The 26503-nt window shown below is 54.5% G+C and carries 22 protein-coding genes; 7 read left to right on the top strand and 15 right to left on the bottom strand.

Annotated elements, in window-relative coordinates; genetic code table 11:
• Positions 1-99 precede the first annotated feature (99 nt).
• On the top strand, positions 100-1032 hold the full coding sequence (gene cysK, locus BHK98_RS00360) for a cysteine synthase A (RefSeq protein WP_075711710.1): 933 nt from the start codon (positions 100-102) through the stop codon (positions 1030-1032).
• A gap of 274 nt (positions 1033-1306) precedes the next feature.
• Here the strand turns inward: cysK and BHK98_RS00355 are convergent, their stop codons facing one another.
• The 3 genes from BHK98_RS00355 to BHK98_RS00345 form a co-directional block, all read right to left on the bottom strand.
• The gene (locus BHK98_RS00355) at positions 1307-3415 is read right to left on the bottom strand and encodes a heavy metal translocating P-type ATPase (RefSeq protein ID WP_075711709.1); all 2109 of its coding nucleotides are present in this window, start codon (positions 3413-3415) and stop codon (positions 1307-1309) included.
• Positions 3415-3711, bottom strand: a complete 297-nt coding sequence (locus BHK98_RS00350; RefSeq protein ID WP_075711708.1) for a DUF6110 family protein — start codon at positions 3709-3711, stop codon at positions 3415-3417. Before BHK98_RS00350 ends, BHK98_RS00355 begins: the two co-directional genes overlap by 1 nt.
• A 174-nt stretch (positions 3712-3885) precedes the next feature.
• Positions 3886-5067 carry an N-acetylmuramoyl-L-alanine amidase gene (locus BHK98_RS00345; RefSeq protein ID WP_075711707.1) on the bottom strand — a complete coding sequence of 394 codons (1182 nt, stop codon included), beginning with the start codon at positions 5065-5067 and terminating at the stop codon, positions 3886-3888.
• A gap of 267 nt (positions 5068-5334) precedes the next feature.
• On the opposite strand from BHK98_RS00345, the gene BHK98_RS00340 reads away from it, so the two are divergent.
• Complete coding sequence (locus tag BHK98_RS00340) at positions 5335-6258, top strand: ribonuclease Z (protein ID WP_075711706.1); 924 nt, start codon at positions 5335-5337, stop codon at positions 6256-6258.
• 82 nt (positions 6259-6340) lie between these two features.
• Positions 6341-7627 (top strand): uracil permease, encoded by a 1287-nt coding sequence (gene uraA / locus BHK98_RS00335; protein WP_075711705.1) that lies wholly within the window; start codon positions 6341-6343, stop codon positions 7625-7627.
• A gap of 118 nt (positions 7628-7745) precedes the next feature.
• On the opposite strand, the gene BHK98_RS00330 is transcribed toward uraA, so the two are convergent.
• Positions 7746-10019, bottom strand: coding sequence for a monovalent cation:proton antiporter family protein (locus BHK98_RS00330; protein ID WP_075711704.1), 2274 nt, complete (start codon positions 10017-10019; stop codon positions 7746-7748).
• 161 nt (positions 10020-10180) lie between these two features.
• Positions 10181-11569 carry an NAD(P)/FAD-dependent oxidoreductase gene (locus BHK98_RS00320; protein WP_075711702.1) on the bottom strand — a complete coding sequence of 463 codons (1389 nt, stop codon included), beginning with the start codon at positions 11567-11569 and terminating at the stop codon, positions 10181-10183.
• A gap of 57 nt (positions 11570-11626) precedes the next feature.
• Between BHK98_RS00320 and BHK98_RS13435 the strand changes: the two genes are divergently transcribed.
• The gene (locus tag BHK98_RS13435; RefSeq protein ID WP_158024434.1) at positions 11627-11797 is read left to right on the top strand and encodes a hypothetical protein; all 171 of its coding nucleotides are present in this window, start codon (positions 11627-11629) and stop codon (positions 11795-11797) included.
• 77 nt (positions 11798-11874) lie between these two features.
• On the opposite strand, the gene BHK98_RS00315 is transcribed toward BHK98_RS13435, so the two are convergent.
• The 4 genes from BHK98_RS00315 to serC form a co-directional block, all read right to left on the bottom strand.
• Positions 11875-12177 carry a DUF1292 domain-containing protein gene (locus BHK98_RS00315; RefSeq protein WP_075711701.1) on the bottom strand — a complete coding sequence of 101 codons (303 nt, stop codon included), beginning with the start codon at positions 12175-12177 and terminating at the stop codon, positions 11875-11877.
• A gap of 73 nt (positions 12178-12250) precedes the next feature.
• Positions 12251-14101, bottom strand: a complete 1851-nt coding sequence (uvrC, locus tag BHK98_RS00310) for an excinuclease ABC subunit UvrC (RefSeq protein WP_075711700.1) — start codon at positions 14099-14101, stop codon at positions 12251-12253.
• 18 nt (positions 14102-14119) lie between these two features.
• Positions 14120-15463, bottom strand: a complete 1344-nt coding sequence (locus BHK98_RS00305; RefSeq protein ID WP_075711699.1) for a D-alanyl-D-alanine carboxypeptidase family protein — start codon at positions 15461-15463, stop codon at positions 14120-14122.
• Between the two features lie 163 nt (positions 15464-15626).
• Positions 15627-16718: a 3-phosphoserine/phosphohydroxythreonine transaminase gene (gene serC, locus BHK98_RS00300; RefSeq protein WP_075711698.1), complete on the bottom strand. Its 1092-nt coding sequence runs from the start codon at positions 16716-16718 to the stop codon at positions 15627-15629.
• Positions 16719-16968: 250 nt separating this feature from the next.
• Between serC and BHK98_RS00295 the strand changes: the two genes are divergently transcribed.
• Positions 16969-18102 carry a 3-phosphoglycerate dehydrogenase gene (locus BHK98_RS00295; RefSeq protein WP_075711697.1) on the top strand — a complete coding sequence of 378 codons (1134 nt, stop codon included), beginning with the start codon at positions 16969-16971 and terminating at the stop codon, positions 18100-18102.
• 348 nt (positions 18103-18450) lie between these two features.
• Here the strand turns inward: BHK98_RS00295 and BHK98_RS00290 are convergent, their stop codons facing one another.
• Complete coding sequence (locus BHK98_RS00290) at positions 18451-19662, bottom strand: DUF975 family protein (RefSeq protein WP_075711696.1); 1212 nt, start codon at positions 19660-19662, stop codon at positions 18451-18453.
• A 286-nt stretch (positions 19663-19948) separates the two neighbouring features.
• Between BHK98_RS00290 and BHK98_RS00285 the strand changes: the two genes are divergently transcribed.
• Positions 19949-20617, top strand: a complete 669-nt coding sequence (locus BHK98_RS00285) for a thiamine diphosphokinase (protein ID WP_075711695.1) — start codon at positions 19949-19951, stop codon at positions 20615-20617.
• 145 nt (positions 20618-20762) lie between these two features.
• On the top strand, positions 20763-21539 hold the full coding sequence (locus BHK98_RS00280) for an enoyl-CoA hydratase-related protein (protein ID WP_075711694.1): 777 nt from the start codon (positions 20763-20765) through the stop codon (positions 21537-21539).
• Between the two features lie 228 nt (positions 21540-21767).
• Here the strand turns inward: BHK98_RS00280 and BHK98_RS00275 are convergent, their stop codons facing one another.
• The 5 genes from BHK98_RS00275 to ybaK all read right to left on the bottom strand — a co-directional run bounded on the left by BHK98_RS00275 (position 21768) and on the right by ybaK (position 26501).
• Positions 21768-22217, bottom strand: coding sequence for a COG2426 family protein (locus BHK98_RS00275; RefSeq protein ID WP_075711693.1), 450 nt, complete (start codon positions 22215-22217; stop codon positions 21768-21770).
• Positions 22218-22406: 189 nt separating this feature from the next.
• On the bottom strand, positions 22407-23027 hold the full coding sequence (locus tag BHK98_RS00270) for a TM7S3/TM198-like domain-containing protein (protein ID WP_075711692.1): 621 nt from the start codon (positions 23025-23027) through the stop codon (positions 22407-22409).
• The gene (locus tag BHK98_RS00265; RefSeq protein ID WP_075711691.1) at positions 23024-24709 is read right to left on the bottom strand and encodes an acyl-CoA dehydratase activase; all 1686 of its coding nucleotides are present in this window, start codon (positions 24707-24709) and stop codon (positions 23024-23026) included. The genes BHK98_RS00270 and BHK98_RS00265 overlap by 4 nt, the downstream gene beginning before the upstream one ends.
• Positions 24706-25992, bottom strand: a complete 1287-nt coding sequence (locus BHK98_RS00260; protein ID WP_075711690.1) for a 2-hydroxyacyl-CoA dehydratase subunit D — start codon at positions 25990-25992, stop codon at positions 24706-24708. Before BHK98_RS00260 ends, BHK98_RS00265 begins: the two co-directional genes overlap by 4 nt.
• Positions 25989-26501 (bottom strand): Cys-tRNA(Pro) deacylase, encoded by a 513-nt coding sequence (gene ybaK / locus BHK98_RS00255; protein WP_075711689.1) that lies wholly within the window; start codon positions 26499-26501, stop codon positions 25989-25991. Before ybaK ends, BHK98_RS00260 begins: the two co-directional genes overlap by 4 nt.
• Between the last annotated feature and the right edge of the window lie 2 nt (positions 26502-26503).

The raw sequence follows: 26503 nt of genomic DNA, 5'->3' as shown, positions 1-26503 counted from the left end.
GCCTTTGCAGGCAGATGACCGGATGCGGCGGACACGCCGCATCGAAACAGAACATTTTACACATAGGCATATACTGCAGATAATACAAAGGAGAAAACAATGGCAAATATTTACACATCCGCCGATCAGCTGATCGGAAAAACACCGCTTCTTGAGCTTACAAACACTGAAAAGGAACTGAAACTGGATGCCAGACTTCTGGCGAAGCTGGAATACTTCAATCCGGCCGGTTCCGTCAAGGACCGTATCGCAAAAGCGATGATTGATGACGCAGAGGCCTCCGGGAAACTGAAGCCGGGCAGCGTAATCATCGAGCCGACATCCGGAAACACCGGAATCGGACTCGCGTCTGTCGCCGCGGCAAGAGGCTATCGCATCATCATCGTTATGCCGGAGACCATGTCCATCGAAAGGCGTCAGCTCATGAAGGCATACGGTGCCGAGCTGGTGCTCACAGAGGGAGCGAAAGGAATGAAGGGTGCAATCGCCAAGGCCGATGAGCTGGCCGCGGAAACGCCCGACAGCTTCATTCCCGGACAGTTCGTCAATCCGGCGAACCCGAAAGCGCACTATGAAACCACAGGTCCCGAGATCTACGGAGATACCGACGGAAAAGTCGATTACTTTGTCGCAGGCGTAGGTACCGGCGGAACACTCACCGGCGTCGGAAAATATCTGAAGGAGAAGAACCCGGACGTGAAAATCGTCGCGGTCGAACCCGCTTCCTCCCCTGTACTGTCGGAAGGTAAAGCCGGAAGCCACAAGATTCAGGGCATCGGCGCGGGCTTTGTTCCCGACGTACTGGATACCGGCGTCTATGACGAGATTATCACCGTCGAGAACGACGATGCGTTTGAAGCCGGCAAACTGATAGGCAGAAACGAAGGCGTTCTGGTCGGCATTTCCTCCGGCGCGGCAGTATGGGCAGGCGTTGAAATCGCAAAGCGCCCTGAAGCGAAGGGCAAGAATATCGTCGTGCTGCTGCCGGACACCGGAGACAGATATCTCTCCACGGCACTGTTTCAGGACTGAAACCACGCGAACAGATAAAAGCGATGCTGCAGCATTCGCTGAAAAGAAATGACTCATATTTCTCTTATCAGCTTACTCAGACATACATCAACTCATAATAAATGACTCCTCAGACATGATGACGAGGCTGCCCTCCGGGCAGCCTCGTTTGCTATGTGCTTTGTTCATGCGTTTTCTGCAATATGTTTTGTCGCATGAGACGGCGGACTACTGTTTCCTGTATCCCGTAAGAACGGTCAGAGAAAAGCAGATAATCGTGGCTATCGCGAAAAATTTATGCTTTTTCATCTTCATCCTCCTTCAGCAAATTGCTCATGCTCCGGATTCCGGTCACGAGGGTTGAGCCGTTGTGCAGCAGCGCGGAGGTCGCCGGAGGCAATATTCCCAGCACGCCGAATGCGATCAGGCTCGCGTTGAATCCGATGATGAACCGGTAGTTGTCATTGATGCGTTTCATCAGAGCCCAGCTGATTTTCCGCAGGATCACAAGCTGCCGCAGGCTGTCGGAGGAAATTGTTATATCTGCAATTTCCCTTGCGATAGCCGCCCCGTCGCTGACCGCGATTCCCGCGTCCGCTTCTGAAAGCGCCGGCGTGTCGTTGACGCCGTCTCCGGTCATGATGACCCTTCGTCCTTTTTCATGCTCCCTCTGGATGAATTCTGCCTTGTCCCGCGGCAGCACCTCCGCATAATATTCATCCAGATTCAGCTTTCTCGCGATTGCGGATGCCGTATGCTCATTGTCGCCGGTCATCATACAGACTTTGTTCAGTCCGAGCTTGTGAAGCGCATCCACCACCTCTGCCGCTTCCCCGCGCAGGGGGTCAAAGATACATATCGCGGCCTTCAGACATCCGTCGATGGCCAGGAACAGATGCGAATACTCTGTGGGAAGGCGGCGGAATTTCTCCTTTTCGTTTTCCGGAATCACGCAGCTCTCATCTTCAAAAACAAAATGATAGCTGCCGATGACCGCTTTTTCACGGCCCTCCAGCCTGCTGGAAATCCCGTGCGCCACTACATACTCTACCTTCGAGTGCATCTCGTCGTGACGGATTCCCCTTTCTCCGGCGCAGCTGACGATGGCATTGGCAATCGAATGAGGATAATGCTCCTCCAGACAGGCCGCGATCCGCAGATCCTCCGTCGCATCCGTGCCGTCAAAGGTCACGACATCGACAACGGAAGGAGTCGCGTGCGTCAGCGTTCCGGTTTTGTCGAAGACGATCGTCTCCGCCTCCGCCACAGCCTCCAGGAATTTTCCGCCCTTTACGGAGATATCATGCTCCCCTGCCTCCCGGATCGCCGAAAGGACAGAAAGCGGCATAGACAATTTCAGTGCGCAGGAGAAATCCACCATCAGGAAGGAAACCGCTTTGTCGATGTTTCTCGTCAGGAGCCAGGTCAGCGCCGCGCCGCCGAGGGAATACGGCACCAGACGGTCCGCCAGATGGAACGCCCTCTCCTCAGTGCCGGACTTCAGCTTCTCGGACTCTTCAATCATCCTGACAATCTGGTCATATCGTCCGCTGCCCGTCGCTCTGGTGACTTCGATGACACAGCCGCCCTCCTCCACTATGGTGCCGGCGTAGACATAGCCGCCGGGTCTGCGGATCACGGGAACCGATTCACCCGTCATGGACGCCTGGTTGACAGAGGCTTCCCCCTCCACAACCTTTCCGTCCAGCGGAATCACGTTTGACGTCCGGACGACGATTCTGTCACCGGGCCGGATTACCGACACATCGGTCAGTACGTCTCCTTCGTCTGTCCGTTTCCATACACGGTCAACCTTCAGAGACATGGCGCCGGCAAGATCGTTCACAGATTTTCTGTGAGTCCAGTCCTCCAGAAGGTCTCCGGTCTGCAGCAGAAACATCACAGAGGACGCTGTGGAGAAGTCTCCCCGGAGCATGGAAGCCGCAATCGCCGCGGCGTCCAGCACCGAGACCTCCAGCCTCCCCCGCAGCAGGGATTTCAGGCCCATAGCGAGAAAGCGGAAGCTCTTCCCAACCGTCCACGCGATCTGCAGAGACTTCGGAAAGAACAGACTCCGGAACGCCCTCCCCAGAATCAGCGCTGTCATCTTCTCCTGATATCTGCGGTTCATCGCCCGGACAGAATGCTCCGGAGCGAGGGCCGCGATGCTCTCGTCAACAAAGGAAAATCTGTCCAGCGCTTTCAGCAGCGCCGGCCGACCTGCGTCTTTGTTCACAAGGAACACAATCGCGTCGCCCGTGCGCTCATGGACACAGGCATTCTTCACGAAGCTCAGGCTGTTCAGATAAGCCTCCAGAACATCCGCCTCCCTGAGGGTCAGGTTCAGACGCGGAACGCGCAGACGCATCCGCTGTCTCGATTCGTGAAGTATCAGATACTGCATTATGCTTCCGCTTCCTTCTCTTTATATGCGGCCAGAATCGCCTCAGCCTCCTGTACCTTTTTCTTCTCCGCATCGGCATAGCGGACATGATTGATATCCTCGGCATCGGCGTAAATGTCACCGCAGTTCTCCCGGATCGCGTCTCCGGTTTCCATAATGCAGTCTCTTCCGCGGAGCACCGCAGCCGTGCAGTGTGTGTAAACCTTCTTCGCATCCCGGCTGGTCAGGATCGCCTTCCCGGCAGTTCCCAGAAGCAGTCCGCCCGCTCCCCATGCGATTTTTTCCAATACGCTCATATCTCTTCTCCTTTCCAAACGCACAGTTAGATATAACTAACTGTGTCTCTTAAAGAAAGAAAGGTCCGAAATGGACCTTCCCGCTTGTTTTGTTTTATTAATAATATAATACTTTTTCCGGATTAGTCAACACAAATCTGCGAATCGGCGGATTTCGTCTGCGGGCCGCAGCTCCTAATCGGCGAACTTCACGCCCAGATAGGAGCACATGCCCTTCGCCAGACCCTTTCCGTAGGCGTCGTGCTTCTTGAATTTCTTATAATCCTTACTGATGCTCCCTGTCTCAAAGATGCAGGCTGCCGGAGCCTTCGGCGCGCTCAGCTCGTAAAGATCCCAGCGATAACTCAGACCGCGGGTCGCAATGCTGACATTGGAACGGACGCCCTTGTTCAGCGCCTGCGCGAGTTTTTTGTCCGCGCTGCTCTTATACAGGGGCAGAGTTCCCGTCGGCGCGTAACGCCAGTCACAGTGAATGCTCATATAGGCACTGATCCGTTTCTTGTTCGCCCATTTGACGCAGGCCAGCATGTTCTTATTGTTGTTCGCGTCCGCATCTGTGTATACATACACTCCCGACGCCCGCAGATATTTAACCATTGATTTGGTGATGGGCAGCATCAGACCCGCTTCCGACATGCTTTTGTATGTGCAGCCGCTGTCCCAGGCGCCTAAAATATCGGTTCCGTGTCCGCAGGCGACAAACACCCGTGAAACTGTTCTGAATTTCACCGCGGAGCAATATCGGGAATAGGTGTATTTCCCGCTCTTCCACTTCGCCGCTCTGACTTTATAATAGTAGGTTTTTCCGGAGGTGCCGCTGTAATCGGTGTAATACAGCTTGGAGCTGCTCGTTGTACCGATCCTGGAATAGCTTCCTCCTGATGAGGTCGCGCGGTAAACGCGGTAGCTCGTGGCGCCGCTCACCGCCTTCCATTTCACTCTGCTTCCCGACTTATAAACCGCCACGGTTACCGCCGGCTTCGCATCTGAAAATGATACCGACTTCGTCGCAGCCTTCACAGGTTTACAATATTTCTTTGAATATCTCACCCTCGCTTTATAGTAATAGGTTTTGGACGGTGACAGTCCCGTATCCGTATATTTGACAATCTTTCCCTTCTTCAGACCGGCGACCTTCTGATATGTGCCGTTTTTGGAGGAGGCGCGGTAAATATAGTATCCGTAGGCTCCGTTGACCTTCTTCCAGGACAGGCTCACAGAAGTCGTTGTTGCCGCGGTGACAGAGATCTGACTCATTTCGAGATTCTTCGTCGCGGCAGACGCTGTCTCCGGGAGTACAAAAAACATTCCCAGACACAAAAATAAAACGATCGACACTACACTTCTTTTTTTCATTTGGTAAAACTCCTTTAATTATCCCCTGTTGTTTTTCCCATTTCGTTCAGCCAAAGTGCTTCAATCGCATATGATTTTGTAACCATTTTATCACAGATTATTGTAAACCTAAAGCCCTTTTTTAATTTTTTTGTGCTATAATCAGTGTATGATTATTAAGGCATCCCCGGCACCGACAAAGGATTTTTCGCAGAATCGCGGTCTGCAAAAGGCTGCAATGCGCCGGTTGTCTGTTCACCGCACTGCCGATTGACTGGAGGTTTTCCAATGCTGGATATATGTCTGGCCGGCACCGGAGGCATGAAACCGCTTCCCGGCCGGTGGCTCACATGTTTATACGCCAGATCAGAGGGTCATTCTGTTCTGATCGACTGCGGAGAAGGCACGCAGATTGCGCTTGCAGAGGCCGGGTGCAATCTGAAGCCTATCGATCTCATCTGCATCACCCACGTACACGCCGACCACGTTGCCGGACTTCCGGGACTGCTGCTGTCCATGAACAATTGCGAGCGGACGGAACCCCTGACCATCTGCGGCCCGGCGGGACTGTACCAGATACTCCAGGGTCTGATGGTGGTCGCGCCAGAGCTCTCCTTCGACGTCATGCTCAGCGAGATCAGCGGTGAGACAGAGCAGTTCCTCAGCGCCGGACCGATGCGGATCACCCCCTTTCCGGTAAAGCACCGGATTCCCTGCCTCGGCTACTCTCTTTACGTCGGGCGCAGCGGCCGCTTTGACCCGCAGAAGGCCCGCGAGCTGAAACTCCCGGTGAAGGTATGGTCTCATCTCCAGAACGGTTCGTCGATTGAAATCGGTCAGCGGATCATCACGCCGGACATGGTCATGGGTCCGCCCCGCCGCGGGATCCGGGTTGTCTATGCAACCGACACGCGCCCGACGGAGTCCATCCGCGACTATGGCCGCAGCGCCGATCTCATGGTGCTGGAGGGGATCTATCCCGACAACGCCAAGCTTGACAAGGCGAAAGAGTGGGGACATATGACCTTTCCCGAAGCCGCCGCGCTGGCCGCGTCCTGCGGAGCCGGAGAACTCTGGCTCACTCATTACAGTCCATCTCTGACAGACCCGGAGGCTCAGATAGAAAACGCCCGCTGCGTTTTTCCCAACTCCGTCGCCGGATACTGCGGCATGAAAAAAAGTCTGCGATTTCCGGACGATCCCGTGAAATAACCGTTGCAGAACAGCGGCACAGTGAGTATAATATCTTCGAGTGTAAAAATACTGTGAGAATCTATTAAAGAACGGAGGATTTATGAACGATTCCAAAATTATACAGGTGGAGGAAAGGGTCCCTCTGAAGCGGGGCATTCCTCTCAGCATCCAGCACACCTTCGCCATGTTCAGCGCGTCCGTGCTGGTACCATACTTACTCGGGATAAGTCCTGCCATCGCATTGCTGATGAACGGCGTTGGCACACTTATCTTTATTTTTGTCACAAAGGGGAAGTCTCCCGCATACCTCGGCTCCAGTTTCGCCTTTATCTCTCCCGCTCTGCTGGTCATTAACAATCCTCAGCTTGGATACCAATATGCCCTGGGCGGGTTTGTTATAACCGGACTGATTTTCATCGCCGTCGCGATTATCATCAAATTCGTCGGCATCCGCTGGATCGACATCGTCCTTCCCCCCGCCGCCATGGGTCCGGTTGTGGCGCTGATCGGTCTGGAGCTGGCGAAGAATGCTGCCCAGAACGGCGGAATCGTTGCCCCGGACGGCGCCAGTGATTTCAGCATTGACCCGAAGTTCGCCGCCGTCTTCCTGGTGACTCTTGCGATGGCTGTCTTCGGACAGGTTCTGTTCCGCGGATTCGCGGCGGCCATCGCCATCCTGATCTCCATCATCGTCGGTTACTGTCTGGCTCTCGCGGTGGGCATCGTGGACTTCTCCAACGTCACCCGGGCCTCCTGGCTCGCCCTCCCGAATTTCCTGTACCCCAAATTCAGCCTGCAGGCGATTCTGATCATCATTCCCGCATCCCTCGTGGTGATTTCCGAACACATCGGTCATCAGGTCGTAACCTCTGAAATCGTCGGCAGAAATCTGCTGGAGGACCCCGGTCTCCACAGCACTCTGCTTTCAGACGGAATCTCCACGACGCTGTCCGGTCTCTGCGGCTCCGTTCCGACCACCACCTACGGTGAGAACATCGGCGTCATGGCGATTACAAAGGTTTACAGCGTCTGGGTCATCGGAGGCGCGGCAGTGTTCTCCATCTGCCTGGCCTTCATCGGCAAGGCGTCCGGTCTGATTCAGACCATCCCCGCGCCGGTCATGGGCGGCGTAAGCTTCCTGCTCTACGGCATGATCGCGGCCTCCGGCATCCGGCTCATGGTGGATGAAAAAATCGACTACGCGCGTCCCCGCAACCTTGCCCTTACCTCGGTCATCTTTATCACCGGACTTTCCGGCGCATACATCCAGATCGGATCCGTCAAGCTTACCGGAATGTGTCTGGCTACCGTCGTGGGCATGGCCATGGGACTGCTGCTGTACATTCTGGACCGTTTCCATCTCACCAACGATTACGAGGAGAAATAAACGCCGTCTCCGTTTTCCGGCCGGCGAACAGAAAATCATCCCCCGCATCGGGACGTCTTCCGTAAGGAAGGCTCCCGCGCGGGGGTTTTCTTTGTACAAAAGAGAGACGACGCAGTCTTTAAAGCGGGCAGACGCTGAAAGCGGCCAGGCGGCCCACGTTGTTGTTGGAGCCCATGACCCAGATCACATCGTCCTTCCGGATCGTCAGATGAGGATCCGGCATGACCACCGGATAGCCGTTCTTCTGAATACCCAGAATCATACAGTGCCCCTTGTTCAGAATCTGCGTATTCATAATCGACTGGCCGCAGTACGGCTCGCATCCGGTAACCTGAATGGCCAGGCAAGCCAGCGCGTTCTCCGTGTCAGGATAATCGGTCTCCATGAAGGCCCTGAGCGTGCGGATCCTCCTGGGAGGATCGATGTCCAGCGCTTTGTGCAGGTTGCAGACAGCGGCGAGATTGCCTACAACGTACAGCTTATCCCCCGCCTGCACCGGCACACTGCCCTGCGGAAGCAGGATCGACCTTTCTCCTCTGCGGATCTTTACAACCAGCACGTCGTAACGTCTGCCCCACTCCAGCTCACTCAGCCGTTTTCCGATATATGGCGCATCCTCCGGAACAAAATATGAAAAGATATTAATATCCTCATTCAGCCATTCCTGCTGTCCGTTTTCCTGCTGAAGGCGGTGAATGGTTTTTTCATTCAGATTCCGCAGGAACCGGGTCTCCATCTCCAGATAAGAGGTGGTGATGAAGTCTGTTTTGCTCAGAACGAGTATCGCCGCAAGAACCGCGATGAACAGAATAGACCGGTGCGCGCCGAACATCTGATGAATCGGATAGAACACAATGACGGCGATGAGGATCACCTTGATACAGATCAGAAGCACCATAGGCGGCCGGTTGGCTTTACTGTCGAGCCACAGGCGGGTGAATACTTTGTCGTGAAACTTCAGCATCGGACGCAGGAACAGCGCGATGACCACGTAGATGCCACCGCAGGAAATCACGCCGGCCCAGACGCCGTTTGTCAGATGCTCCAATGCGGGTGCAGCCAGATGAACGCCGGCGATGGCCGCAACCAGCATAATCGTCCCGTACAGCAGCAGACTCTGAAAATACTGACGAAGCCACACGCCCCAGTCCGGAATTTTCTCCTCTTTATCCTGCTCGCTGGAGGAATATTGTGTCATCTTGTCCAGCACCTTTTCCGGCAGATGCCCCCGCAGAAATCCGGTAAACCTTCCGGAATTCCGGATCAGCACCGGAGTGATCAGCGTCGTCAGCACCGAAGCCGCCACAATCACCGGATACAGATAGCTGTCCATCACCCCCAGAGAAATTCCCAGAGATGCGATGATATAGGAGAACTCGCCGATGGGCGCCAGGCTGAATCCGCTGCGGATCGCCGTTCCGAGGCTCTGCCCGGACAAAACCATGCCCAGCGTCGCGAAGACCAGCTTGGCCAGAACTGCAATTATCGCGATCGGCAGAATCGAGGTCCACTGTTCAGCGATTACAGACGGGTCCACCAGCATTCCAACAGAAAGGAAGAAGATGACGGAGAACATGTCCTTTATCGCAGAGGTGGATTCCTCCACCTCTTCAGCGTGCTTTGTTCCCGCAAACAGCGACCCCGCCAGAAACGCACCCAGCTCCACAGAGAATCCGAGGCTCCTGGCGATCAGCGCCATACAGAAACAGATCCCCAGAGACAGCACCACCAGCATCTCCCGGTTCATCAACGCCATAATCTTATTCAGGAACGTCGGCAGCAGGAAAATCCCCAGCAGCAGCCAGACCACCAGATAGCAGCCCATCAGTCCCAGATGGATCATCAGCTCCGTCCCGCCGGTATTCTGCCCCACCGCGAGGGAGGACAGAATCACCATGATGAATACCCCGAACAGATCCTCCATGATCAGCGTGCCCATTACGAGAGACGTGTATTTTTCGCCGGCGACGCCCAGTTCATCGAAGGCCTTCCGGATCACCACCGTAGAGCTGATGGAAAGCATTGCTCCCAGAAAGACGCTGTTCATCCGCGACAGCCCGATCATCGTTCCGAAGCAGTACCCCACCGCAAGCACTCCGGACATCTTGACAATCGCGGTGACGATCGCGGTGCTCCCGACGCTCAGCAGCTTGTGAAAATCGAATTCAAGTCCGATATGGAACAGGATGATGATTACGCCCAGCTCGCTGAGAGCGTTGATGGTCTGCTTATCCTCCACGCTGAAAAACATGGGAAAATACGGGCTTGTAATGAAGCCTGCCAGGATGTAGCCCAGGATAACGGGCAGATTCAGTTTCCGGAAAATGATGCTGACGATGCCTGCCACGATGAGCATCATCGCCAGGTCCGTGACCAGCGAAGGTATATGCATGCGTCCCCCTTCCTTCACAAAATCCGGCGCGGCGCGCAGATCAGCTCCGCGCGGCAGACCGGTCTCTCCGCGCTCCGCGCAGAGCGGGACGGAACCGGTTCAGCATGCGCGAAAGCCGATGATCCTGCCGCGCTTCGTGCCGGAGCCGGAGCATGGATCCGTTACGACCGCGAATATTTTTCTGCCAGCAGTCTGGCAACGTAAACGCCGGAGGCCGACGCCTGGGACAGTGAATGAGTGACGCCGGAGCCGTCGCCCAGCGCATAGAGATTCGGAATCTTCGTCATCAGACGGTCGTCCACCTCCACTCTGGAATTGTAGAACTTGACCTCTATTCCGTACAGGAGCGTATCCTCATTGGCCGTGCCCGGTGCGATTTTGTCCAGCGCGTAAATCATTTCAATGATATCATCCATCTGGCGCTTGGGCATCACCAGACTCAGATCTCCCGGCGTTGCGGCGAGAGTCGGCCGGGTGAAGCATTTCTCCATACGCCGCTCGCTGCTCCGCCTTCCCTTCACCAGATCGCCGAAGCGCTGCATCAGAACGCCTCCTCCCAGCATATTGGAGAGGCTGGCGATCGCCTGACCGTATTCGTTGCTGTCGCGGAACGGCTCGGTGAATTTATTTGAAACCAGCAGCGCGAAGTTGGTGTTCTCAGAGAGCAGCGACGGATCTGCATAGCTGTGCCCGTTCACCGTGACAATTCCGTTGGTGTTCTCCGAAACGACCTCGCCGTATGGATTCATGCAGAAGGTTCTCACCAGATCGTTGTATTTTTCCGTCTGATAAACGATTTTACTCTCATACACTTCATCGGTAATGTGGCGGAATATCTCTGCGGGCAGCTCCACGCGAACGCCGATATCGACACGGTTCTTCTTCTGGGGAACCTGAAAACGGTCACAGATCCTCTCCATCCAGGCGGAACCGCTGCGCCCGGTCGCCAGCACCACGTCCTCTGCCCGGAACTGATCTCCGTCCGACGTGGTCACCACAAAGCTCCCGTCTCCGTTCCGGTCGATGGAATCCACTACAGTGTAGAATTTCATATCGACACGATCCCGGATATAATCGTAAATTTTCCCCAGTATGCGGACATTGCGATCCGTTCCCAGGTGGCGCACACGGGCCTCCAGCAGATGCAGGTCATATTTGAGACACTCCGTTTTCAGATCCGTACTCGCGGTGGAATACAGCCGGGCGTCCTCGCCGCCCATGGAGCAGAGCACTTCATCCACATACTCCATCAGCTCCATCGCCTTCTCCACGCCGATGTACTGGTGCAGTTCTCCCCCGAACTGCGTCGTCAGATTGTACTTCCCGTCGGACAGCGTTCCGGCGCCGCCGTAACCGTTCATGATGTGGCAGGGATCACATTTGACGCAGACCTTTGTTTTTCCCAGCTTAACCGGGCAGATTCGCTTCTCCAGCGGTGCTCCGCGGTCCAGCATCAGAACCCGGGCATTATTATCAAGCTTCGTCAGTTCATAAGCCATAAATACGCCACTGGCGCCTGCGCCGACGATGACGATATCATAATTTTCCATTTTCTATCGCTCCAATCTGTGATATACTTGAGTTGAAATTATTTAAAGGAGTTTTCTATGTTTTACAAAAAAGAATTCTGGTTCGGGATCAGTTTCGTCGTCTTTGATCTTGCGCTTCTGAGCCTGCTTTTTAGAGGCCACCACGATTCCTATGTATTCTGTGGCCTCGTCCTCTGTACATATTTTTCCTGGCTGTTTCTGAAACGGGTATTCCGCAAACGGAAATGACAGTCATGCGCCGGACTCTCCAACGCAACAGAATGCACCTGCATATCGCGGGTGCATTCTGTACATCGAATCTCGTTCTATTCCTCGTTTTCCTCCGGATCCTCCATAATGGATTCGAATTCCCGGGCAACCGCTTCGAACAGTTTGTCATCGGTGATATCGATGAGCTCGAACGCGCCTTCCTCATCCTCCTCATACCCGTAAATCCATACGTCGTCCGTTCCGTCGTCCGGAATCAGCGCCACGTAATCCTTACCGTTGTAGTCGAAGATTCCCATGATCTCGCAGTCCGCCTTCTCACCGTCGTCAAATTCCAGAGTGATGACCTCCATCTCTTCCTCTTCCGGCGCCTGCGTATTATTCTTTTTATTTTCAGCCATATCATTGTCCTCCAAAGTTTAAGTAAATGAATACTTTTTAACTATAACATCTTACGGCGGCAGACGCAAGAATTCAGTGAAAATATTCATAGATGTTTCTGGCCACCTGCTCTGTGACTGAAGGGACCCTGCTCAGTTCCTCCTCCGTCGCGCCGCGGATCGCGTCGATGGTTTTGAAGTGGTACAGAAGTTCATTACGCCGTTTCGGACCCACTCCGGGAATGTCATCCAGCGCCGAGTGCATGGAGTTTTTCCCATGCAGCTGATGGTGATAGTCGATGGCAAACCGGTGCACTTCCTCCTGAACTGTTCCGGCGTACCGGAACAGCACCGGATGCTGCCGCAGATCCATTTCGTCTCCGTTTCCGAACACCAGCGCCCTCGTCCGGTGATGGTCATCCTTGGCCATCCCCACTACCGGAATATTCAGCTTCATGGCGTTCAGAACCGTCTGAGCGGCGTGAACCTGTCCCAGCCCGCCGTCCATCATGATGATATCCGGAAGACGGATGAAACCGGGATCCCCGTCCACCGCTCTTTTGTATCTCCTGTACAAAATTTCCTGCAGACTGCCGTAGTCATCCGGTCCTTCTACAGTCCGGACCTTGAAGCGCCGGTAATCCCTCCGTATTTTATCTATTCCGCTGAAAACCACCATCGCGCCGACACTGTCGACTCCGTTGGTGTTGGAGATATCATAGGATTCCACCCGGACCGGCTCATCTCTGTTCTGCCGCGGATTCCCCGCCGCCTCCAGAACCGCATCCATCTCCAGCCGTACCGCGTCCTGCCGTTCTCTCTTTGTTTCCGCACGGACCGCCAGCGTCTTGGTCATCTCCGCGACGTCCCTGCGGGTCAGATTCAGCAGCGCCCGCTTGTCTCCCCGCCTGGGGACCGTGAGGTGCACCCGCCGCCCTTCTCTGCTCAGGAATTCCTCCAGAAGCGCGTGCTCCGGCAGCTCTTCCTCGATCAGAATTTCCGGCGGAACCACCGCCCACTGGCTGTAATACTGCTTGATGAACTCCGCCACCATGTCCCGGCGCGTGTCCTCCGCATCCGTCTGAATCTGGAAGGTCTCCCGGCCGCTGAGCTTTCCGTCCCGCACCGGAAACAGCACAACAAAAGACCGTTCCTCATCCTTGACCGCCAGAACAACATCCATGTCCTTATCGGTAATCATCGTCACCCGTTGCGTCTCTGACAAAGCCTTCACCGCGCGGATGGCGTCCCTCCATCGGGCCGCCTCCTCATAGTTCATGGTTTCCGAGGCGGCCTGCATTCTGTCCGTCAGTCTCCGGAGCAGCGGTTTGTCCTTCCCTGACAGGAACTGCATGATCTCATCGATGTTCTTCATGTACTCTTCCCGGTTCACCTCGTGGTCCTTCGGGCAGCACATCCCCTGACACTGACCGATGAAGTAGTTCAGACACGGTCTGTGGCTCTTCGGAAATTTCTGCGCCGGGCACCGTTTCAGCGCATAGGTGGAATTGAACAGATCCACGATCTCATTCACCGCGCCCGCATCGCTGTATGGTCCGAAATAACGGTTGCCGTCCTTGCGTATGCGCCTGGTCTTCACCACGCGGGGATAAGTCTCGCCTGTGGTAACCATGATGTACGGATAGGTTTTGTCGTCCCGCAAAAGCACATTGTATTTAGGCATGTACTTCTTGATCAGGTTGCATTCCAGAATCAGCGCTTCCATCTCGCTGGAGCAGGTAATATACTCGAACTCCGCGATGTTCGCCGCCAGCGCCCGGACCTTGGGGCTGGTGCTCTGATAGGATTTCTGGAAATACTGACGCACCCTGCTGCGCAGCGAAACCGCCTTTCCGACGTAAATCACCTGGCCCAGTCTGTCCTTGTGCATATAAACTCCCGGTGTGTCCGGGAGTTTTTTCAGATTTTCCCTGATGTCAAACATTTGTGTATTCCAGTCTCTTTATATATTCCAGTCTCTTCGGTTCCTTTCCTGTTCTCTCCTCAGCTCCTCTTCCGCCATTCTCATGACCCTGCGCCGGTGCAGCTCTCTCCGGCGGCGTCTGGCCCTGGCGCGCATGCACGCCGCCCAGATCAGGAACGCGATTATCCCCAGCAGAACCGCTCCGATAATCATGCTGGCTCTGTTGGAAATTCCGATGTAAGACGGGAACCATCCCTCCTTCACCGACTCCCGCACCACCAGTGGAACCTTGTTTACCACATCGTCCCCGACGTAGATATTATAATACCCGACGACCTGTCCCGCCTTTACCGGAGCCTGGACATTACTCTTCATCACCGTCTTCGTGCTGATCAGCGATTCGGAGCCCTCCTTCGGCAGATAGGCGTATCCCCGCTCGGCGGTATAAGTCTGCAGGCGGGTGACCGCACCGTGCCGGATCCTGACCTTGCCGGTTTCCTTCCCGGCCTTCACCACCTGAATCCCCTGAACAGAAGCTTCCGCATACTGAATCAGCTTTTTCAGGTCATTGGTGCGTTCAGCCTCTGTATCCTTCAGCAGCACGATAAACAGCTGCAGCCCGTTTTTCTCATACCCCACCGCAAGGGTGCAGTCATCGGTCTGCCACAGCCCGGTCTTTCCCGCGTAAACGCCGGAATTCTCCGTGTTCACCAGCGGAACGTGAGTCTTCATGGTACGCGCCTTGCTTTTGTTCGTCGCGTCCATCCTGTAGACCCTGGTTCCCGCCACCTTGCGGATCGTGGAGTTGGACAGCGCCACCCTCGTAATCTGCGTGAAATCCGCCGCCGTCGTGTAATGCCCCGCCGACTGGATACCTGTGGCGTTCTCGAAATGCGTGCTCTTGCAGCCGATATTCCGGGCGGTCTTGTTCATCAGCTTGACGAAATCCGTCATATTCCCTGAAACAGCTTCCCCCAGAGCGTAGGCCGCATCGTTTCCGGAAAGCAGCAGCGCGCCGTACAAAAGCTGTTCCACCGTGACCTTCTCGCCCTTCACCAGATCCATGGTGGACTCACCCTGAGCCGCCGCTTTTTCCGAGACCGTCACGGTCTTGTCCAGCGGCAGATGCTGCACGGCCAGCAGCGCCGTCATCAGCTTGGTGATGCTGTAGGGATCGTACTGCCGCTTCGCGTTCTGTGAGAAGATCGTCTCTCCTGTATTCTCACAGTATACCACCGCACCGCCGGCGTAAACCGTCGGCTTTTCCACTTTTTCTGTTTTTGCCGCAGAGGGATCCGCCGCGGACAAAAGCAGCGCTGCCGCGATTATGACAACCAGACAAATTCTTCCGATCCTGCCGCTCCGGCTGGTGTATTGATTCACTGCCTCATCTCTCCTTTTTGGTATCATATTGAACAAAAGCTTATTTTTCCCTATTTTACAATACCGCCGCTGAAATAGCAACCGACAGAACGGCGAAAAAACGCTCCCGGTTCTTCCGGAAGCGTTTTCTGTCAGAATTAATCTGGTTTGCCGCAGACGACTCTTATTTCTTCGATTCCTCGAATTTCTTCATCAGAGCAATCAGCGCGTCCACGCCTTCCTCAGGCATCGCGTTGTAGATGCTGGCGCGCAGTCCGCCAACCGTACGGTGTCCCTTCAGGTTGATCAGACCGTTTTCCTTCGCCATCGCGATGAACTCCGCATCCATGTCTTTGTCGCCGGTAACAAAGGTAACGTTCATCAGGGAGCGATCCTTCTCTCTGACGGTTCCCCTGAAAATCGGGCTGGCGTCGATAGCCGCATAGAGCTTCTCTGCTTTTCTGACGTCCTTCTCGTGCATTGCGGGTACGCCGCCGTTCTCCAGCAGATACTTGAACACTTCGCCCGCCACATAGATGGACCAGCACGGCGGAGTGTTGTACATGGAATCCTTCTCGGCGTGTGTTTTGTAATCCAGGTAAACCGGCGTATCCTCCGGTGCGAACCCGATCAGGTCGTCCCGGATGATGACGATGGTCACGCCCGCCGGAGCGACGTTCTTCTGCGCACCTGCCCAGATCACGCCGAATCTGCTGACATCCACTTCCTCACTGAGGATGCAGGAGGACATGTCCGCAACCAGCGGAATATCTCCGGTATCCGGAATGTACGGGAATTTGGAGCCGTAAATCGTATTGTTATAGCAGATGTACACATAGTCCGCGTCCGCCCTGAAGTCCTCTCTGCTGACCTCCGGGATGTAGCTGTAGGTGTCCTCCTCGGAGCTGGCTACGCATTTGATGTCTCCGAATTTGCAGGCTTCCTTGTACGCCTTCTTCGCCCACTGTCCGGTTACGATGTAATCCGCCTTTTTGGAGTTTCTCAGCAGGTTGATCGGAATCATGGAGAACTGCAGTGTGCCGCCGCCCTGCAGGAACAGGACTTTGTAGTTGTCCGGAATGTTCATCAGCTTCCGCAGATCCGCCTCGGCGTCTTCAATAATCGCCTTGAACTCGGCGGACCGATGGCTCATCTCCATGACGGATTCTCCGGTTCCCTTGTAATTCAGAAGATCCTTCTGAACGTTTTCCAGCACCTCCAGCGGAAGCATTGAAGGTCCGGCGGAAAAGTTATATACTCTCTCATATTTGCTCATTTGACTTATCCCCCATACTGTAAGATTATCTGAAAAATAACGATTCTTTGGATTTATTATAGCACCCGGTTTCCGGAAAGTAAAGATTTCCGGCTGTATACTTGCATGGTATCTGCTATGGTTTTTTCGCAGAGCAGCCATTCGGTTTCCGATGATCCGGAATGTCGTTCAGAATCTTGAAACATCGGGATATAAATGATATAATTTTGTATTAATAACTGCAACAAAAGAGTCTATGGAGGTATGCAAAATGTACAATATCGCAACTTTGAACAAGATCTCTCCGGTGGGTCTTGCGCATCTGTCCGATGCTTATGCAGTCATCGACGATACCGCTGCGGCAAACGGAATCCTTGTCAGAAGCCAGGATATGCACGAGATGGAGTTCGGCAAGGATCTCCTTACCATTGCGAGAGCCGGCGCCGGCGTGAACAATATTCCACTGGATAAATGCGCCGATCAGGGCATCGTCGTCTTCAACACCCCGGGCGCTAACGCGAATGCTGTAAAAGAGCTTGTGCTGGCCGCGCTTCTTTTGTCCGCCAGAAATATCCCCGCCGCTCTGTCATGGGCCGCAACCCTGACCACCGACGTCAGCAAGGCCGTGGAAAAGGGCAAGAAGCAGTTCGCCGGTACTGAAATTAAAGGAAAGACGCTGGGCGTCTACGGTCTGGGCGCTATCGGCGTGATGGTGGCGAACAGCGCCGCGGATCTGGGGATGAAGGTTGTCGGCTACGATCCGTTCTTCAGTACAAAATCCGCCCACGCGCTCTGCAGCTGCGTCGATGTTGTGGACGACCCTGCGGAAATGCTGCCGAAGTGCGACTATGTGACGATCCACGTTCCCGCGTCTCCGGCGACCAACGGAATGTTCAACGCAGACGTATTCAGTCAGATGAAGGACGGAGCCGTTCTTCTGAATTTCTCCAGAGACAAGCTGATTAACGAAGCCGATATGCTGGCCGCACTGGAAGGCGGAAAGCTGAAAGAGTACCTGACGGATTTCGGAACCGACGGGCTGGTCGGAAAAGAAGGCGTCGTCCTGCTGCCTCACCTGGGCGCTTCCACGGCAGAAGCCGAAGACAACTGCGCGACCATCGCGGTAACGGAAATCATGGACTACATTGAAAACGGAAATATCACCAATTCGGTGAACTTCCCTGCAGTCAGACTGCCGAAGACCGAAGGTGAAACCAGAATCGCTCTGCTGACCAAGGGTGTCGAAAATCCCGTGGATGCGGCGATTAACGGACTCGGCGTTGCCGTCAGCGGCGCTGCAGGAGGCGTTCGCGGCGACTACGGCTACGCCCTGATCTCCACCAGAGACGACATCACAGAGGTTCCCGCGATTGCCGGCGCAGTGCGCTCCAGAATCCTGAAGTAGAAACTCCCGCGAGAGGCTCGGAAACGGGCACATAATGCGAGCCGGCGAACGACTGCATGCACCCCCGGCGCAGTTCGAACCTATGAAACGAGCCGGCGAACGGTGCGCCTGCCCGGAAAATCAAAAAACGAATTGCATGCATTTTAAAACGGCGGTTTCCTGAAATCAGAGATTCCGCCGTTTTTTCGCGCATTCGCCTCACACATGCCGCCCGAAAACATTCCACTGTACTATCTGCTTGCGCTCTACTCATCCCGGTATTAACACCGTGTCAAAAAAATCCGCAGTTTCCGGCTGCGGATTTTAGCATTCAATTTTTCAACGGTCAGCGCCGTGCGCTGTTGTCATCTATTCAGTTTTTGTCGGCTGTTCTGTCGGCGCAGGCTGTTCCGTCGGTGCTGCTGTCGGCTGCTCTGTCGGTGCGGGCTGTTCCGCCGGCGCTGCTGTCGGCTGCTCTGTCGGTGCGGGCTGTTCCGCCGGCGCTGCTGTCGGCTGTTCCGTCGGCGCTGACTGTGCCGCCGACGTTCCCCACGAATCCTGTTCCAGCGGCCGCATTGATGGTGTCCCCTGCGACTGCTGCGGCACTCCCTGCGGCTGCTGCGGCACTTCCTGCGGCTGCTGCGGCACTCCTTGCGGTTGCTGCGGCACTCCCTGCGGCTGCTGCGGCACTCCCTGCGGCTGCTGCGGCACTCCCTGCGACTGCTGCGGCGTCCCCGCTGCCTGCCGATATCCGTTATCTCCGTTTCCGGACGGTCCGTTTCCTCCACCATTATTCCAGTAGTAATCAGCCTCATTAAACGGCCTGTGCGATGTTGTATCCGCCGCTCTCATATGGCCGGTCAGCATTTCATAGAAAATCGTATCCGCCGTCTGCATATAAGCAATCGGGAAGTATACCGGAATCATGCCGACAAACATGATCACAAAATACGATATCGTATTATCATCCGGCTGGAAGATCCCCATCAGAACTGCCATGGGAATCGCAGACAGCAGAAGCCATCCAATGAATGACAGATCCAGCAGGAAAAGCTTCATTTTGTTCCCCGTCATCATCTGCTTGCTCTCATTAATGCACTGCATAATGCCCTTTTTCGGATCATCTGCCAGAACATAGAAGCACTGGCTGTATCGGAACGCTGCGATTATTCCGGGGACAATCAGCAGAAGCGACCATAAAACGATGAAGACGCACATAACAATCATCAGAAGAAATGTTTTCAGATAGTATTCAAATCCATTGAAAATGTATCCCGGATTGATATCCCTGAGTCTTACAAAATACAAAAGGAAGGAGCAAAGTCCTGCGACGAACACGCCGGAGAAGAACATCTGATAGAACGCCGCGATTACCGAAACCGTCTGGTTCTGCTGCAGATATCCGTTCCACTGTGTAATTGCTCCGAAGGAAACACAATTCTGAAAGAATTCCGGTACCATGGCCAGTAGCACATAATACAGCGCCACCCCCAGGACAACCTGAATCCAGTTGTTGTTCATAAGCTGCCTCGCGTTCGCCCGAATGGCGCCGCAGGGCTCATTGATAATGTAATAATTCATTCCTGTACCCCCATTTCAAATACTATTGCCATTATATACGAAAAACCGCCTGATGTGAACCGTTTTTTTAGATTCGACCAATTTATTTTTATACATTTTGTTCAGCATTTCTCATGAAAAGAAAAGTGGACAGAGAAATTGTTATTATTTGTTCAATGAGCACCGCACTATTCCGTAATAATTCCGTAAAAAGTCGTAAGAAGTCGCAGAAAGTCGATTTTAGTCGGAAAACGATATTGGACACAGGCTCTGACATATTGTAGAATCATAGGTGAAGGAGCCCGCAATGAAAAATTTTCTGATTGTCACTGCCCATGTTGAGGGCCTGAATTACATTGATATATGCCAGAGTCAGTACGACTGCGTTATCTGCGCGGACGGCGGTCTGGAAATTGCCGGAATTCTGGGACTGACCCCCGATCTGCTTATTGGAGACTACGATTCCGGACAGTTGCCGGAAAATCGTGAGGTAATCCGCCTTCCCATGGAAAAGGATATGACCGACAGTGAAGCCGCACTGGATCTTGCCGTATCGGAAGGCGGCGAGAACATCATTATTCTCGGAGGACTCGGCGGCCGCTTCGACCACACTATGGGGAATATCGGACTTTTAGCCAAATACTGCGGCAAGCTGCACGAACTTGCCTTTGTTGACGGATACAACCGCGTTTCCATGCTGGAGCCGGGACGTTATGATATTCCGCGGAACAAATACCGGTACATGGGGCTTATCGCCTACGGCGGCTCTGTGGAAGATCTCACTCTCCGGGGTGTGAAATATCCTCTCACAAAGTATACCCTCCGAGACGACACCTCACTGGGCGTCAGCAATGAAATCACCGCCTCCGCCGCATCGCTCCTCTTTTCCGCAGGCCGGCTGCTGCTGATATTCTCAGACGATACGCCGAAACCCGGCACGATTTCACCGGCGCCTCTCCGGACCCGTTTCCGCTGAGCCCGCGCCGGTTTGTACCGAACACCTCACAGCTCACCTTATAACCTTGCCGGTTTCCGTGGCGCCCCTCTTGAAAAAGCGCCTGTGAAATGATATATTATTAACAGAGTCGATAAACTTCTATACAGGAAAGGGAGTCTTAACCATGTACGAAAACATTAAATATGAAGTCAAAGGAAACCTGGGTTATCTGACCATCAATCGTCCGAAAGCGCTGAACGCACTGAATACCGATGTTCTTGCAGAACTGGCGGATGCGCTGAAGGAAATCGAAGCCGACGATGCTGTGAAAGCCGTGATTGTCACCGGCGAGGGCAAAGCCTTTGTTGCCGGCGCTGACATCGCGCAGATGAGCAAACTGAACGCCGTTGAAGGAAGAGCCATGATGCAGGCCGGACACAAGGTCATGAACACCATCGACCAGATGCCCAAGCCGTTTATCGCGGCAGTCAACGGATTCGCTCTCGGCGGCGGATGCGAGCTGGCTATGGCGTGTGATATCAGAATCGCTTCCTCCAAAGCAAAATTCGGTCAGCCGGAGGTCGGTCTCGGAATCATTCCTGGCTTCTGCGGAACCCAGAGACTGTCCAGACTGGTCGGCAAAGGCATGGCCAAGTATCTGATTTATTCCGCTGAAATGATTAACGCGGAAGAAGCCTTCCGTATCGGTCTTGTCGAAAAAGTCGTCGAACCGGATGCGCTGATGGAAACTGCAGAAAAGCTGGCGAACACCATCGCCTCCAAAGCTCCGATTGCAGTCGCCCAGGCGAAAATCGCCATCAACAACGGCTTCGATATGGATCTGAAATCCGCCAGCCAGCTGGAAGTAGAAGCCACCACCGTCTGCTTCGGCTCCGAAGACCAGAAGGAAGGCATGGCCGCATTCCTGGAGAAACGCGCTCCCGAGTGGAAAAAACGTTAGTTTCTCCTGCCCATCATCAGACAAACGGCTGACAACGCCGCCGGCCTGATGCACCAGAATTATTAATATAACAGAGAAATATAACAGAGATCTGAAACGGGCTGTCCCATCCGGGCGATTTACAACATAAATCGCCACTGGCCAGCCCTCTTTTTTTACACAAATTGCCTGCGTCCGTTCCCGCTCCTGCGACGCGGTCACCGGCGGAGTTGTTCCTGGGGGGCTGCCTCAGATACTTACGACACCCAGAACGATCATTGAGACAATGATGCCGGCAGCCATAACGCCTAAAAGAATCATCGGAACCGCGGCCCGTAACCGCATATCCATCATGGCCGCGACCAGAGCGCCGGTCCATGCGCCGGTTCCCGGCAGCGGAATTGCAACCAGAATAAATAATCCCAGTTTTTCATATTTCTGAACAGTGGCTGCCTTGGAATCAGCCTTAGCTTCCATCCGGCTCACCAGTCGGTTCAGTCGGGGGCTTTTTGTTCTCATCCACTTAAAAATACTGCGAATAAATATGATGATGAACGGTACCGGAATCATATTTCCGAGTACCGCGATAATATACGCTTTCCAGATGTCCATGCCGGCGGCAACGGCCATAGGTATCGCGCCTCTCAGCTCCACTACAGGAGCCATGGAAACCGCCAGCGTATAAAAAACCAGTTTCATTTTGTCTTTCCCCCTGAGAGATTTTCGTACAGTACCATAGTACCACAATAATACCGCAATTCGCAAGTCTCGCGCCGGCCGGCGGCCGGCCGAAACGTAATGCACACGTCTGGCGTCGGCCCAATCCTCGCCGGCGGCCGGCAGTCCGATACTCGTCATCAGGCGGCAATCATCACTCAAACCTCCGCCTCATCTGCGGACGGAATCATTGGTCCGAAACTGTACCACCATGCCGATGATGAACAGAATGCCGGTCACTGCTGTGATGATCATGGTCTGCTGTGTCATAAAGTCGCCGAACATGGCCTGATTCAGATTGCGCATCGTGTCGAAGGGCTCCGTCGAAATATTCTTTGTCAGAGAGGTAAGATTCATCACCATGTATGTGCAGGGAAGTCCCACCAGAACCGCTCCGATGGCCGCAGTAGAAACCGTGACCAGCGGATCCAGGCATTTCACGGCCAGAATTCCCACGATTACGGCGATTACGGCAGTTACAAGAATCCGATGCTCCGCAATATCTGCCGGAAGCCAGCGGATCAGCTGTGAGGCGGCTCCGAGACCTGCAATCATTCCGCTGACAAAGACGCCCAGCATCAGGACGAAGCCGGACAGCAGTGCGGCGACCAGACCGGCCAGCGCACCGATAATCAGATTTTGAGAATCCGTCCCCGCATATCCGGTATAAGCGCTGAACACAATAACAAACGCCACAATGGAAATCGCCGGGCGGAACAGGTCCCGCCCCTTGAACAGGACAAGCGCACCGATGGCCACCAGGGCAGCCAGATATCCGAATAAAACTGTCATAAGTCTCCCCCTTTCTGCTCTGCGGCCTCCAGCGCGAACAGCGCGGCGCCGATCGCACCGCACAGATCCGGAATTTCCGGAACGGAGATTTTTTCTCCCAGAATCGCCTCGAGGCAGCCGACCACGCCGCGGTTTCTGGCGCCGCCGCCGGTCATCATATACCGACCCCGGCCCTTCACGCGATTCACAAGATTCATGGTCTTGGCCGCCACCGATTTGTTCAGACCGTGAACAATGTCAGAAACGGCTTTGTTGTCCGCAATAAGCGATACGACCTCCGACTCGGCGAAAACCGTACACATACTGGAAATCGTCAGATCTTCCTCCCAGCTGAGCCCCGCCCGGCTCATTCCGTCCAGGTCGGTTTCCAGAACCTTTGCCATATTTTCCAGAAAGCGGCCGGTTCCCGCCGCACATTTGTCGTTCATCGCGAAATTCGCCACATTTCCGCCGTCATCCAGAAGAATGACCTTGCTGTCCTGCCCTCCGATATCGATAATGGTACGGATTCCCGGATCCAGGTGCCGGGCGCCCTTTGCGTGGCAGGTAATCTCTGTGATGCAGGCGTCTGCGAAGTCAATATTCTGGCGGCCATATCCGGTAGCTACGATGACAGCAATCTCTTCCGCCGGAATCTGAAGGGCGTCGAGGGCCTTCTGCGCACCCCGCTGCGCTTTGGCGCCGGTGCGGACAATCGCATAATCCACGAGTTCTCCCTGCCGATCCAGTACTGCCACATTTGTGGTAGTGGAACCGGAATCGATGCCCGCGTAATATCTGCCTTCTCCTGTCACGATAGCCTCCTTTCCAATCCCCATGCTTTCCAGAAAACCGCCGATTCGCGTGGACAGCTGTCCCAGAGACTGCATGGTGAAGTCCGTTTCGATTTTAATAACGGGTACAGAAACATTGCGTCGGATCATTTCATATTCGAATCCGTAATAATCGCAAAACTTGACTGTATGATATATGATACCTCTCAGATTTGGTGATTCCGTGATTTCTCTGCGTCGTTTTATATCTGCCATCCGCATACAGGGAATCTGCGCAAGGAGTTCTCCTGCATACCACTCCATCAGTGACTCCATATTCATGACCGGGACCGCCGCGGATTCTTCGCCGGTCGTTGTATCGGCCGGCGCGGCGGGCGGCGGACTCATGGAGCGGTTGCTGTTGCAGGTAAAGTCCTCCAGACGCATGGGAACTGACTTTGAAAGATTCTCGAACTGCCGGGCACCCATCCGCGCTCCCATGACCGCGATGAAATCCCCGCTGACGTCTCTGTCCGCCCCTGTAAAAGACTCGCGAAACCGTTCGAAATCAAAGGCTTTTCCGCTGTACGCCTGATACTCCCGCGCAAGGCGCATCAGTTCCTCCGAGAGGTGCCGTCTGGCGCAGGCGTCGTCGTTATGGGGCAGGTCAAGCAGAAAGCAGAAATCCAGCCTTTCCTTCAGGATATCGGCCGCCCGGCGCATACTGTCGCAGCAGTCCACCAGCAGCAGCTCCCGGATGCCCTCGCGATGAACCTCTTCCAGCAGTGCCTTGATATGACTGCACATATTCATATGAGTCAGATTCTGCGCATAATCAAAATTCTCCGCCTCCAGATTCAGCAGCCCGGTTTCCGCTCCAAAACCGGCCAGCAGCTCGACAGGTGCGTATTTACATGTAAATCCAATCATCGCAAAGCCTCCAACTGTTCCAGGAAGGCTCCCATGCGCGTCATCATCTGGCCGTCCTGCACATTTCTCGTATCGCATCCGTCCCCGTCCAGCACCAGCGTAGGGAATCCCGCCCGCTCAAACGCCTCCTTCGCCATTGCCGAAGCCCCCAGCGTCTGCTTGCAGCCCCAGTGGCAGAAATAGACGATTCCGTCGATTTCCATCTTCTGCGCCAGCTTCAGCACCCTGCGGATCCGTCTCTCCGACGGCCCGTTCAGGGAATTCTGCAGCATCTGCCGCGCCAGCGATTCATACGGCTGCTCCGGATCCAGAACCGAATAATTATCAAAGGTCACATCACAGCAGACCACCTCTGCATCCGCATGATATCGGAACATATCGCTGATGGAATCCTGCCAGTAGGGCATCATATGCACCCACAGGATCCGCGAACGCCGTTTCTCACCGGGCTGCAGCAGCGGCAGACGGGCCAGCTGCTTCTTCAGCATTTCCGTATATTTAAGGCCTTCCTCCGTGCCCAGAAAGGGATGCAGCGCGAGCGCGTCCATCATGTGATACGTCATTCGGATGGATTCATACCGCACCGATTTCAGCGAAAGGCAGCGGCGGTAGTTTTCCAGCGTTTCCGAGGCGCGGAGCATGGTTCTGCGGAATTTCCCTTCATCCAGAGCCCTTCCGCTGTGTTTTTCCACAAAATCCTTCATGCTACGGAGCTGATCGCTGAGATAACGGATGTTCCCGGCGCTGCAGGCGTCCGGAACATCCAGCACCAGATGCGGCACATCGAAATACTCCGCCAGATACCGGAAAGACAGCTGGTTGGCGTCGCAGACCATAGTGGTGTTCACGATCATCCGGGGCTTCGGCAGCACCCCGGTTTCCGCCATGCCGATGAGCATTTTGTGGTAGGAACAAAGAGTTTCCGGCACGCCGCATTCCTCAGCCTTCTCCAGAAAGACTCTGTCGCACCCGGAAGCCGTCATATAGCAGCTCAGTCCTTCCGGCACCATCACCGGAATCCCCAGAGCTTCAAAGATTTCACAGGGCGTAAAGAGGCTGACAACCGCCGCTCTTTCGGGGCGGGCGATCGATGCGGCCATTTTTTTGTTACAGAATCCCATCACGTATCTGCGAGCGGGAAGCAGCTCACCGCCGGAGGAAAATCGCACCGCGTCGCCATAGGCGCGGAACACGAGAGCAAGCGTCTTACGCGCTGCCACCGGATGCTCCGACCGGACAAGCTCCGTCATCTTGCCGCCGAATTTTCTTACGGTGTCGTTCATCGAACCGCCTCCGGTCTCTCTTCCTTTGTAAGATCCGCAAACGCCGCGTTAACAAGCGCCGCAAGCTCACGGGGCGGAAGCTCCATCTGCAGACCGATTTTCCCTCCACTGACGCCGATCTCAGAGAACGCCTCCGCCGTCGCGTCAATCGCGGTGGGAAAAAGCTTCTTCATTCCCACCGGAGAACACCCGCCTTTGATATATCCGGTGATTTTCGTGATGTCCTTCGCATGGATCATCTCCATGTTCTTCTCTCCGAAATGGCGGGCCGCCTTTTTCAGGTCCAGCTCCCGCGCCACCGGAATCACACAGACGTAATGCTGTCTGCTGTGTCCCACAAGGACAAGCGTCTTGAAGCAGCGCTCCTCCTCAATTCCGGTTTCTCTCGCTGCGGTTACGCCGTCAACAAAGCCGTGAGAACCGTCATAGGTCCGAAGCTCATACGGAATCCCGTGTGCTTCCACCATGCGTACCGCGTTCGTCTTGATGTCCTTTTCTTTTTTCCCCATTT

The organism is Hornefia porci (assembly GCF_001940235.1).
In the GTDB taxonomy this organism is placed as follows: Bacteria; Bacillota; Clostridia; order Peptostreptococcales; family Anaerovoracaceae; genus Aminicella; species Aminicella porci.
The sequence above is the reverse complement of the archived record's forward strand: the minus strand, read 5'-3'. Positions and strand labels throughout refer to the sequence as shown.

What these genes read in the sequence shown, in the direction of transcription:
- cysK (WP_075711710.1), top strand. Translation starts at nt 100, where the DNA reads ATGGCAAATATTTACACATCCGCCGATCAGCTGATCGGAAAAACACCG.
- BHK98_RS00355 (WP_075711709.1), bottom strand. Translation starts at nt 3,415, where the DNA reads ATGCAGTATCTGATACTTCACGAATCGAGACAGCGGATGCGTCTGCGC.
- BHK98_RS00350 (WP_075711708.1), bottom strand. Translation starts at nt 3,711, where the DNA reads ATGAGCGTATTGGAAAAAATCGCATGGGGAGCGGGCGGACTGCTTCTG.
- BHK98_RS00345 (WP_075711707.1), bottom strand. Translation starts at nt 5,067, where the DNA reads ATGAAAAAAAGAAGTGTAGTGTCGATCGTTTTATTTTTGTGTCTGGGA.
- BHK98_RS00340 (WP_075711706.1), top strand. Translation starts at nt 5,335, where the DNA reads ATGCTGGATATATGTCTGGCCGGCACCGGAGGCATGAAACCGCTTCCC.
- uraA (WP_075711705.1), top strand. Translation starts at nt 6,341, where the DNA reads ATGAACGATTCCAAAATTATACAGGTGGAGGAAAGGGTCCCTCTGAAG.
- BHK98_RS00330 (WP_075711704.1), bottom strand. Translation starts at nt 10,019, where the DNA reads ATGCATATACCTTCGCTGGTCACGGACCTGGCGATGATGCTCATCGTG.
- BHK98_RS00320 (WP_075711702.1), bottom strand. Translation starts at nt 11,569, where the DNA reads ATGGAAAATTATGATATCGTCATCGTCGGCGCAGGCGCCAGTGGCGTA.
- BHK98_RS13435 (WP_158024434.1), top strand. Translation starts at nt 11,627, where the DNA reads ATGTTTTACAAAAAAGAATTCTGGTTCGGGATCAGTTTCGTCGTCTTT.
- BHK98_RS00315 (WP_075711701.1), bottom strand. Translation starts at nt 12,177, where the DNA reads ATGGCTGAAAATAAAAAGAATAATACGCAGGCGCCGGAAGAGGAAGAG.
- uvrC (WP_075711700.1), bottom strand. Translation starts at nt 14,101, where the DNA reads ATGTTTGACATCAGGGAAAATCTGAAAAAACTCCCGGACACACCGGGA.
- serC (WP_075711698.1), bottom strand. Translation starts at nt 16,718, where the DNA reads ATGAGCAAATATGAGAGAGTATATAACTTTTCCGCCGGACCTTCAATG.
- BHK98_RS00295 (WP_075711697.1), top strand. Translation starts at nt 16,969, where the DNA reads ATGTACAATATCGCAACTTTGAACAAGATCTCTCCGGTGGGTCTTGCG.
- BHK98_RS00290 (WP_075711696.1), bottom strand. Translation starts at nt 19,662, where the DNA reads ATGAATTATTACATTATCAATGAGCCCTGCGGCGCCATTCGGGCGAAC.
- BHK98_RS00285 (WP_075711695.1), top strand. Translation starts at nt 19,949, where the DNA reads ATGAAAAATTTTCTGATTGTCACTGCCCATGTTGAGGGCCTGAATTAC.
- BHK98_RS00280 (WP_075711694.1), top strand. Translation starts at nt 20,763, where the DNA reads ATGTACGAAAACATTAAATATGAAGTCAAAGGAAACCTGGGTTATCTG.
- BHK98_RS00275 (WP_075711693.1), bottom strand. Translation starts at nt 22,217, where the DNA reads ATGAAACTGGTTTTTTATACGCTGGCGGTTTCCATGGCTCCTGTAGTG.
- BHK98_RS00270 (WP_075711692.1), bottom strand. Translation starts at nt 23,027, where the DNA reads ATGACAGTTTTATTCGGATATCTGGCTGCCCTGGTGGCCATCGGTGCG.
- BHK98_RS00265 (WP_075711691.1), bottom strand. Translation starts at nt 24,709, where the DNA reads ATGATTGGATTTACATGTAAATACGCACCTGTCGAGCTGCTGGCCGGT.
- BHK98_RS00260 (WP_075711690.1), bottom strand. Translation starts at nt 25,992, where the DNA reads ATGAACGACACCGTAAGAAAATTCGGCGGCAAGATGACGGAGCTTGTC.
- ybaK (WP_075711689.1), bottom strand. Translation starts at nt 26,501, where the DNA reads ATGGGGAAAAAAGAAAAGGACATCAAGACGAACGCGGTACGCATGGTG.